Raw genomic sequence first — 7996 nt, forward strand, 5'->3', positions numbered from 1 at the left:
CGGTCTGGCCGCACGCACACTGGGCTGGACGCCGGGCGCCTTCTGGAGCGCCACCCCCGCCGAACTGACCGGCGCGCTGTTCCAGCCGGACGCGCCCGCCGCCCCCACCCTCGACCGGCCCACCCTGATGGCCCTGATGGAGCGAGACAATGAGCGATGACGTCGACACCCTGCTGATCGAGGTGCGCGCCAGCACCGATGGCTTTTCCCGCGACATCGCGAGCCTGCGCTCGACGATCGACAGCGGGCTCGGCGATGGCCTCGCGCAGGCCGGAAACCGGTTCGAACGCAGCCTGACGAGCGCCATCAAGCGCGGCAGCCTGGGCTTCGAGGATCTCAAGAACGCGGCCTTTTCCGCCTTCGATTCGATCGCCAGTCAGGGTTTGCAGACGCTGACCGGCTCGATGGGCGTCACCGGCACCACCAGCAGCGCAGGAGCGTCCGGGCTGACCGGGCTCGTCTCGGGCCTGCTCGGCCTGCCCGGCCGCGCGACGGGCGGCAACGTCGCCCCCGGTCGCGGCTATCTGGTGGGCGAGCGCGGCCCCGAGGTCTTCGTGCCGACCTCGGCCGGGCGCATCGAGACGGGCGAGAAATCGGCGGGCAGCCGCAACGTCAAGGTCGCGATCTCGGTCGCCACCCCGCGCGGGGCAAGCGTGCCACGCGCGCTCGAACGCTCCTCGCGCCAGATCGCGCGATCGGTGCGCCGCGCGATCACCTCGTCCTGATCGCCTCGTCCTGATCACCCGCCGCGCAAGCCCCCACCCGAACCGATCCCGAAGGGAGCCGCCATGGCATTCTGGTTAGCCCAAAGCCGCACGGGCCAGCACAAGGACTGGATCCAGCGTTTCGACGCGCGGTTCTGGACCGTCAACTTTCCGCGCCCGATGATGGCCAGTGTCGTCTCGACCGGCCCCGACAGCCTGCGCGTCGACGCCGCGTTCCTGCGCGAAGCGGATCTGGGCGGCCTGATCTGGGCGAGCGAGGACACGCTCGACCATCCCCTGCTCGCCTACAAGACCGACCGCGACTACGCGCACACCGTGCTCTCATTCCGCTGGCGCTCCTCGGGGCTCATCGCGCTCGACGCGGTGAACGGTCCGACGCTCACCATCGAGGGGCGCGACGAAAGCGGCAACGCCGCCACCTGGTACGTGCGGCTGTGGAACTACGCCCAGGGCAATCCCGAGGATGCTCTCGTCACGCTGCCCTTCTCCGCGCTCGAGGCGGGCTACACCCTGCCCGCCGACGGCGTGACCGTGTGGCCCGGCGACATCGACCGCCTGTTCATCTCCTTCGCCGCCCCCGGCTACGTCGCGGACAGCGAGACCGCTCTCGCCGCCGAAGCCGAAGGCTGGGCCGAGATCAGCGAGATCACCGTCGACGGCGCGCGCGCGATGCTCGAGATCGGCGATGCCATGGTCCCTCCGCACGGCCTCGCCATCGCCACCGGCTATGACGACGAGGCGGGCCAGACCCCGGCCCGACTGGTGCGCAATATCCGCCAGCTCGGCTACCGCGGCAGCGTGCTGCACTATGTCGGCATGAGCCATTACATGCGCCTTGCCGCTGTCGACGGCGCGTTCCTGGTCGGCCAGGGCAGCGATCCGCTCGCCACTCCGGCGCGCGCCTGGCACGCCGCGTTCTTCGCCGAATGCGCCGCGCAAGGCTTCAGCCCGATCGTTTCGCTCTCCTACGAAGTGCTCGCCCAGCACGGCCCCGAAGACTGGATGCAGCGTGACCATGCGGGCAATCCGGCGCTGACCGGCTGGGACCCGCCCTCCACCCTGCTCTCGCCCGCCCACAGCGCGGCAATGGGCTGGCTTCAATCCGCCGCCGCCGCGTTCGTCCAGCTGATGGACGCGGCGGGGCTTGCGGTGCGTTTCCAGGTCGGCGAACCCTGGTGGTGGACTTTCGCCGACGGGCGCATCTGCCTTTACGACGATGCCAGCGTGGCCGCGCTCGGCGGGGCGCCCCCGCTCATCACCGACATGGGCGCGGCCCTGACCAGCGCCGAGACCGAGCTGCTCGACGCCGCGGGCGCGCTGCTCGCCCAATCGACCGCGGCGCTGGTCGAGGCAGCGCGCAGCGCCGTCTCGCCCGCCGCCGTGGAGGCGCTCGCGCTCGTCTTCACCCCCACCATCCTCAACCCCGCAATGCCCGAACTCGTGCGCGCGAACCTGCCGACTGGCTGGGCCTTCCCCGCGTTCGACCGGCTGCAGGTGGAGGATTACGACTGGCTGACCACCGGCGCCGACGCCGTCCGGCGCGCCGCCTACGCCACCATCGATGCGCGGCTGGGTTATCCGGCGGGCGAGCAGGACTATCTGGCCGGCTTCGTGCTCGATGGTGAGGACAGCGACCTGTGGCGCCGGATCGATGCCGGGATCGACGAGGCGCTCGGGCGCAGCCCCCACGAAGTGATCGTCTGGGCTCTGCCGCAGGTCGTGCGCGACGGCTTCGTGCGCTTGCCCGCCCCGGTTTCGTCCACCGGTTCCACCGCCGCTTCAGGAGACGATGCGATGCAGGCCTTCGACGACATTCTCTACCCGCTGGCGCTGGGCACCGACGCCACGATCATCCCCGAATTCTCGACCAGCGTCTCGGTCACCGCGTCGGGCTTCGAGCGGCGCAACGCGGTCTGGGCGAACGCGCGGCTGCGCTTCGATATCGGGCCGGGCGTGCGCTCCGAACCCGAACTGGGTACGCTCATCACCTTCTTCCGCGCCCGCCTTGGCCCGGCGCGCGGGTTTCGCCTGCGCGATCCCAGCGACTACAGTTCGAACGCGATGACCGGTACACCCGATCCGCTCGACCAGTTGCTGGGCACCGGCGACGGGCTCACCGCCGACTTCGCGCTGGTCAAGCGCTACGGCGACAGCGAGGCCGAGCAGGTCCGGCGCATCACCCGCCCGGTCGGCGGCACGGTGCGGGTCGCGCTCGACGGGGTCGAACAGGTGGGCAACTGGACGCTGGGCGCGGCCGGTATCGTCACCTTCGACGAAGCCCCGGCGGTCGGAACCTTCGTGCGCGCGGGCTTCCTGTTCGACGTGCCCGTGCGCTTTGCCGAGGACCAGCTGGAAATCTCGGGCGCCGCGTTCGCCGCGGGCGAGGCGCCGAGCGTGCCGGTCGTCGAGATCCGGGAGGCGTCATGAGCAGGACCTGGTTCTCGCAGGACCTCGAAACGGTTGCCCTGTTCTGGCGCGTGCTGCGCCGCGACGGGGTAACGCTGGGCTTCACCACGCACGACGGCGACTTGTGGTTCGAAGGCATCCTCCACGCCGCCTCGCCGGGCATGGTGCCCTCCTCGATCCGCAAGTCGGCCGGGTTCGAGACCGACAGCGCCGAAGTCGAAGGCGCGATCACGCACGATTCGATCTCGAGCGCGGATCTCGCCGCCGGGTTGTTCGACGGCGCCGGGGTGCAGATCGGCCTGGTCGACTGGGAAACGCTTGAAACACGCACGCTCTACACCGGCACCATCGGTACAATCGCGCAAGACGACGGTGGCTTTCACGCCGAACTCGTCTCGCGCAAGGCCGAACTCGCGCTCGACACCGTGCCGCGCACCAGCCCGACCTGCCGTGCCTCGTTTGCCGGTCCCGGCTGCAACCTCAACCCGCGCCGCTTCGAAAGCGAGGTCATCCTCGCCGCGCTCGACGAGGACAGCAACGCGGCCACTTTCACCGGCGCGCCCGACGGCGATCTGCTGATCGGCGGTTTCGTGCGCTGGCTCGACGGGCCGCAGGCGGGCATCGCGATGAGCGTTCTGGCCGACGATGGCGCGGGCGGGCTGGTCCTCGACACCCCGCTCGACGCCGCGACGCCGCTGGGCACGCGCGCGCTGGTGCGCGAAGGGTGCGACCATACCATCCAGACCTGCGCCGAGCGCTTCGCCAACGCGCTCAACTTTCGCGGCGAGCCCTATCTGCCGGGCAACGACCTGCTGGTGCGCTACCCCTCGGCGTCCTCGTGAGCGCGCACGTCCGCATTGACGGCGCCGATCTCGCGCGGGCGGCGCGCACGCTGGTCGGCGTGCGCTTTCGCCTGCACGGACGCGATCCCGCGCGCGCGCTGGACTGCGTGGGCGTGCTGGGCGCGGCGCTCGAACGGTGCGGGCTTGCCAGCGCCGGCCTTCCCGGCGGCTATCCGCTGCGCACCACCCGCCCACCCGACTTTGCAAGGATCGCCGCAAGGCTGGGATTGGTCGCCGGCGCGGACGAACACGCACCGGGCACGATCCTGCTGCTGCGCACCGCCGCGTGCCAGTACCACGTCGCGATCGTGACCCGCCCCGGCCCGATCGCGGTTCACGCCCATGCCGGGCTGGGCCGCGTGGTCGAAGGCCCGATCACCCCCGACTGGCCGCGGCTGCACCGCTGGTGCCTGCCCTGCCAGCCCCTCGCGGGCTCCGAGCCTCTCTTGTCCTGACCTTCACAACCGGAAAGCGCACCCCATCATGGCCACACTCGCATTCAGTGCCGCTGGCACGTCGCTGGGCGGACCGATCGGCGGAGCCGTCGGCTCGCTCGTCGGCCGCCAGGTCGATTCGGCGATCTTCGGCACCACCAGCCAGGGATCGCGCCTCAAGGAACTCGACGCGACCAGCTCGACCTACGGCCAGACCCTGCCGCGCCACTACGGCACCATGCGCGTGGCCGGATCGATCATCTGGGCGACCGAACTGGTCGAGCATGGCGAGACGCAAGGGACCGGCAAGGGCTCCTCGTCGATCACCACCTACAGCTACACCGCCAATTTCGCGGTCGCGCTTGCCAGCCGCCCGATCCTTGGCATCGGCCGGATCTGGGCCGACGGGAAGCTGCTGCGCGGCGCGGACGGCGATCTCAAGGTCGGCGGCACCTTGCGCCTCCACACCGGCGAAGGCGACCAGGAGGCCGATTCGCTGCTGATCTCAAACGATGGCGCCGACCTGTGCCCGGCGTACCGCGGGCTGGCCTATGCGGTGTTCGAGAACCTCGACCTTGCCGACTACTACAACCACATCCCCGCGCTGACGTTCGAGGTCTTCGCCGACGAGAGTTTCGATCTGCAGACCATGGTCGACGACACGCTCGAGGATGTCGACGCCGGAGTCGACCTTGGCGGCATCCTGGGTTTCACGAGTGAAGGCGCGCTCGCCGAAAGCCTCGCCCAGCTCGATCCGGTGATCCCGCTCGACGCGGACGCTGCGGGTGAAACGCTGGTGATCGGCCGCGAACGGCTGCAGGAAACGCTCATCGCCCTGCCCGAACCCGCGGTTGCGGGCGAAAGCGATGGGTTCGGCGCGCGTACCGGCTTCGAACGGCGCCGCGGCCCGCTTGCCCAGAACCCGCTCGCGCTGCTGCGCTATTACGATCGCGATCGCGATTACCTGCCCGGCGTGCAGCGCGCGCTGGGCCAGCCGGTGGCTGGCGAGCCCTATGGGGTGGACCTTCCCGCCGCGCTCGACGCGGCCACCGCCAGCGAGCTGATCCGCAACGCGCGCTACCGCGCCGACTGGTCGCGCGAAACGGTGTCCTGGCGCACCAGCGAACTCGCGCCCAACCTGGGCCCCGGTGCGCTGGTCAGCCTGCCGGACATCGCGGGGCGCTGGCGCGTGCGCGAATGGGAATGGAGCGAAAGCGGGGTCGAACTCGCGCTCGAACGGGTCATGCCGCTCAGCACCCAGCAGACCCCGGCGACCACCGGCGATGCCGGGCGTTTCCCCACGCCAGACGACAGCGCCTTCGCGGCGACCGTTCTGGTGGCCTACGAAATGCCGCTCGACAGCGCTTCGGGGCTGGTCGATTCACCGCTGCCTTACGCCGCCGTCTCGGCCGCCAGTGCGGCCTGGGCAGGCGCCGCGCTCTACGCCGATCGCGGCGACGGCGCACTGCTCGCGCTCGGATCGAGCGGCCGCACCCGCGCGATCCTGGGCACCGTTGCCGAGGCCCTGCCAGCCGCCAGCCCGCTCCTCTTCGATCGCAGCTCTACGATCACCGTCACGCTCGTCGATCCCGACATGACGCTTTCTTCAGCGAGCGGCGACGCGCTGGCCGAAGGCGCCAACCTCGCGCTCGTGGGCGAGGAAATCCTCCAGTTCGCCTCGGCCGAACCGCAAGGTGACGGTGTCTGGCTGCTGCGCGGGCTCCTGCGCGGCCGGAGCGGGAGCGAGACCGGCCTGGCCGGACACGCTCCTGGTGATCCCTTCGTCCTGCTCGATACACGCCCGCGCGCGATCGATGCGGCAACGCTGGGCACCGCCTCCGGGCGCGCGATCGCCGCGATCGGACGAGGCGATGCCGACGCGGTCCGTTCCTCGATACGCCTCAACGGCCTGACCCGGCGTCCCCTGAGCCCGGTGCACGCGCGGCGCACCGCGCTGTCCGACGGCACCTTGCGGCTGGAATGGACCCGCCGTGCGCGCGGGGCGTGGCAATGGAGCGACGGTGTCGACGTGCCGCTCGTCGAAGAGGCCGAGCGCTATCTGGTCACCTACGGCGATCCCGATAGCCCGCTTGCGAGCTGGACGCTGTCCCAGGCCGTCCTCGACATCAGCCCTGCCACGCACGCCACCCTCGCCGCGCTGTCGGCCTCCGAGGTCCTGCGCGTCCGCCAGCAAGGGACCTACGCCCTGTCCGACCCGCTCGTCCTGGGCCCCCTGCCCTGACCCCTTCCTTCCGGCCCGCCCCTCCCCTTCAACCGACCAGGAACGCCCGCCATGTCCGACCCCGTCTCCTTCGATTCCATCTGCCCGCGCTTCGCCCTCCCCCTGCTCTACCAGGGCCAGTCGCAAAAGGAGGCCTTCGTCAACGAGACCCTCACACGGCTCGACGCCCTGCTGCACTGCAGCGTCGAGGGTGAGGCGAGTGCGCCACCCCTGGCACCGGAAAATGGCGAGAACTGGATCGTGGGCGAAGATGCCAGCGGTGACTGGGCCGGATACGATGGCGCGCTGGCCTGCCGTCAACAGGACCAATGGGTCTTCATAACCCCGCGCGCGGGGGTGCGCGTTTTCGACGTTTCAAGCGCACAGGAGCGTTTTTTCGACGAAAGCTGGAAAAAAGCCGATGCAGTTCAGGAACCAAACGGAGGGAGCGTGGTTGACAGTGAGGCAAGGGCCGCAGTCACGCAATTGGTCTCGGTCTTGCAGGTTCTTGGTATCCTGCCAGGAGCTTGATGGGTAACCAAGGGTCAGGGCTTGGGGCGATGGTGGTTTCACGCAGTGAAGACGAACAGCACTCGCAAGTCCGCCCAAGCGCGACATTCTTGCAACAGTGGCCCGCAATGTGCGCTTGCACGCAGAATGTTGAAAGGTTAGAGACCTTTCGCACTCGGTGGCTCCAAATCTCTATTAGTAGGGGAAACGTATGAGGAAACTCGTCATTGGAATGGCGCTGGCTTCGACAGCCATTGCCACTCCCGCGTTCGCGCGCGACGACGCATGGTATATCGAAATGGACTTCGGTGCGATGATCACCGAAGACGCTAGCGCCACGATCAACGGCGTGAGCGACGAAGGCCAGTTCGATTTCAAGACCGGCTTCGACGGCGGTGCTGTGATCGGTTACGATTTCGGTCCTTTCCGTCTCGAAACCGAAGCCAGCTATCGTCAGGCTAAGGTCAACAAGTACACCGACTCGGCCGGTTCGGCTGCCTACCGTGGCGACGGCAACGTGCTGTCGTTCATGGTCAACGGCCTGCTCGACTTCGGTCCCGATGACGGCCTTCAGGGCTTCGTCGGCGGTGGTGCCGGTGTGGCACGCACCAGCTACGACCTGGTCGATGACAGCGACACCGGCTTCGCGTGGCAGGTCATCGCGGGCATCCGTGCTCCGCTCACCAAGCACATCGACGTTGGCCTGAAGTATCGCTTCTTCAACGCCGACAACATCGACATGGTCACCACCGCTGGCGACTCGCTGAGCACCAAGTGGCGCTCGCACTCGCTGATGGGCACGCTGACCTACAACTTCGGCGAACCGGCAGCTCCGCCGCCGCCCCCGCCGCCCCCGCC

At 69.2% G+C, this 7996-nt stretch carries 8 protein-coding genes; all 8 read left to right on the top strand.

What is annotated here, in order from left to right:
• Positions 1–4 precede the first annotated feature (4 nt).
• Entirely contained in the window at positions 5–160 is a 156-nt protein-coding gene (locus MTR62_RS21385) for a phage tail assembly chaperone (RefSeq protein WP_268739955.1), read from the top strand.
• Positions 150–725 carry a tail tape measure protein gene (locus MTR62_RS18770; protein WP_244023817.1) on the top strand — a complete coding sequence of 192 codons (576 nt, stop codon included), beginning with the start codon at positions 150–152 and terminating at the stop codon, positions 723–725. The genes MTR62_RS21385 and MTR62_RS18770 overlap by 11 nt, the downstream gene beginning before the upstream one ends.
• A 63-nt stretch (positions 726–788) precedes the next feature.
• On the top strand, positions 789–3152 hold the full coding sequence (locus MTR62_RS18775; RefSeq protein WP_244023819.1) for a DUF2460 domain-containing protein: 2364 nt from the start codon (positions 789–791) through the stop codon (positions 3150–3152).
• Positions 3149–3973 carry a DUF2163 domain-containing protein gene (locus MTR62_RS18780; RefSeq protein ID WP_244023821.1) on the top strand — a complete coding sequence of 275 codons (825 nt, stop codon included), beginning with the start codon at positions 3149–3151 and terminating at the stop codon, positions 3971–3973. The genes MTR62_RS18775 and MTR62_RS18780 overlap by 4 nt, the downstream gene beginning before the upstream one ends.
• Positions 3970–4428: a hypothetical protein gene (locus tag MTR62_RS18785; RefSeq protein WP_244023823.1), complete on the top strand. Its 459-nt coding sequence runs from the start codon at positions 3970–3972 to the stop codon at positions 4426–4428. Before MTR62_RS18780 ends, MTR62_RS18785 begins: the two co-directional genes overlap by 4 nt.
• 28 nt (positions 4429–4456) lie before the next feature.
• Complete coding sequence (locus tag MTR62_RS18790; RefSeq protein WP_244023825.1) at positions 4457–6649, top strand: phage tail protein; 2193 nt, start codon at positions 4457–4459, stop codon at positions 6647–6649.
• 51 nt (positions 6650–6700) lie between these two features.
• Positions 6701–7159: a DUF2793 domain-containing protein gene (locus tag MTR62_RS18795; RefSeq protein WP_244023827.1), complete on the top strand. Its 459-nt coding sequence runs from the start codon at positions 6701–6703 to the stop codon at positions 7157–7159.
• A 211-nt stretch (positions 7160–7370) separates the two neighbouring features.
• The coding region (locus MTR62_RS18800; RefSeq protein ID WP_327194434.1) for an outer membrane protein at positions 7371–7996 on the top strand (626 nt) is incomplete at its 3' end.

Source organism: Novosphingobium organovorum, assembly GCF_022832435.1.
GTDB lineage: Bacteria > Pseudomonadota > Alphaproteobacteria > Sphingomonadales > Sphingomonadaceae > Novosphingobium > Novosphingobium organovorum.

Excerpts from the sequence above, each read along its gene's own strand:
- MTR62_RS18770 (WP_244023817.1), top strand. The coding sequence starts at position 150 with ATGAGCGATGACGTCGACACCCTGCTGATCGAGGTGCGCGCCAGCACC.
- MTR62_RS18775 (WP_244023819.1), top strand. The coding sequence starts at position 789 with ATGGCATTCTGGTTAGCCCAAAGCCGCACGGGCCAGCACAAGGACTGG.
- MTR62_RS18780 (WP_244023821.1), top strand. The coding sequence starts at position 3,149 with ATGAGCAGGACCTGGTTCTCGCAGGACCTCGAAACGGTTGCCCTGTTC.
- MTR62_RS18790 (WP_244023825.1), top strand. The coding sequence starts at position 4,457 with ATGGCCACACTCGCATTCAGTGCCGCTGGCACGTCGCTGGGCGGACCG.
- MTR62_RS18795 (WP_244023827.1), top strand. The coding sequence starts at position 6,701 with ATGTCCGACCCCGTCTCCTTCGATTCCATCTGCCCGCGCTTCGCCCTC.